This window comes from Paracoccus chinensis, from assembly GCF_900102885.1.
Taxonomy (GTDB): Bacteria; Pseudomonadota; Alphaproteobacteria; order Rhodobacterales; family Rhodobacteraceae; genus Paracoccus; species Paracoccus chinensis.
Window position 1 is genome coordinate 1 of record NZ_FNGE01000068.1, and the last position, 1,528, is coordinate 1,528.

The 1,528-nt window shown below is 70.5% G+C and carries 2 protein-coding genes; both read right to left on the minus strand.

Going from position 1 to position 1,528, the window contains the following annotated elements; translation table 11 throughout:
• The coding region (locus BLQ03_RS17660) for an electron transfer flavoprotein subunit alpha/FixB family protein (protein ID WP_139166823.1) at positions 1 to 920 on the minus strand (920 nt) is incomplete at its 3' end.
• Positions 920 to 1,528: electron transfer flavoprotein subunit beta/FixA family protein (locus BLQ03_RS17665; RefSeq protein WP_090757592.1), on the minus strand; the 609-nt coding region annotated here is incomplete at its 5' end. The genes BLQ03_RS17665 and BLQ03_RS17660, both read right to left, overlap by 1 nt.

Sequence of the window (1,528 nt, forward strand, 5' to 3'; positions counted from 1 at the left end):
TTTTCGGTGAGTTCCGGCAGGACGGTGAAGATGTCGCCCACCAGGCCGTAGTCGGCGACCTGGAAGATGGGGGCTTCCTCGTCCTTGTTGATGGCGACGATGACCTTGCTGTCCTTCATGCCCGCGAGGTGCTGGATCGCGCCCGAGATGCCGGCGGCGATGTAAAGCTCGGGGGCGACCACCTTGCCGGTCTGGCCCACCTGCCAGTCGTTCGGCGCATAGCCCGAATCGACCGCGGCCCGGCTAGCGCCCACGGCGGCGCCCAGCTTGTCGGCCAGCTTCTCGATCAGCACGAAGTTCTCCTTGGAGCCGATCGCGCGCCCGCCCGAGACCACGCGTTTGGCCGAGGTCAGTTCCGGGCGGTCCGAGGCCGCCACGCGGTCCTCGACCCAGGCCGACAGCCCCGGATCGGCAGCAGCGGAGACGGGCTCGACCGGGGCCAGAGCGCCCTCGCCCGCCGCGTCGAAGCTGGCGACGCGGACCGTCAGCACCTTGACCGGGTCCGACGAGCGCACCGTCTGGATCGCGGCCGAGGTGTAGACCCCGCGCTCGAAGGTCTCGGCGTCCACGACGCGGCTGACCTCGGGGATCACCATCACGTCCAGAAGGGCGGCCGTGCGCGGCAGGATGTTGCGCGCGTCCGTCGTGCCCGGCGCGGCGATGTGGCTGAACTGCGGGGCGAGGCTCACCAGCAGCGCCGCCATCGGCTCGGCCAGACGGTGGGCACAGGCCGCATCCCCGGCCACCAGCACCTTCGCCACGCCCGCGATCTTCGCGGCCTCGGCGGCGGCCGCCTGCGCGCCCGCGCCCGCGACCAGAACCGTCACCTCGCCCAAGGGGGCCACGGCCGTCACGGCCTTGGCCGTCGCATCCCGGTTCAGCCCGTTCTCGGCCATCTCGGCCAGCAGCAGCACCGCCATCAGATCACCCCCGCGGCTTTGAGTTTCGACACCAGCTCGTCAACCGAGGCCACCTTGACCCCCGCCTTGCGGCCCTCGGGCTCGGCCGTCTTCACGACCGTCAGCCGGGGCGAGACGTCCACGCCGTAGTCACCCGCCGTCTTCTCGACGAGCTCCTTCTTCTTGGCCTTCATGATGTTGGGAAGGCTCGCATAGCGCGGCTCGTTCAGGCGCAGGTCGGCCGTCACGATCGCGGGCAGCGTGACCTCGATCACCTGCAGCCCGCCGTCGATCTCGCGGGTGACGGTGGCCTTGTCGCCGGCGACCTCGACCTTGCCCGCCTGCGTCGCCTGCGCCCAGCCCAGAAGGGCCGCCAGCATCTGGCCGGTCGCGTTCATGTCGTTGTCGATCGCCTGCTTGCCCATGAGGACCAGCCCCGGCGCTTCCTCGGCCACGATGGCCTTGAGGATCTTGGCCACGGCCAGCGGCTCGATGTCCTGGTGCACGTCGTCGGCGGCCACCACGAGGATGCCGCGGTCGGCCCCCATCGCCAGCGCCGTGCGGATCGTCTCGGCCGCCTGCTTCACGCCCACCGACACCACCACGATCTCGGTGGCGACACCCTTTTC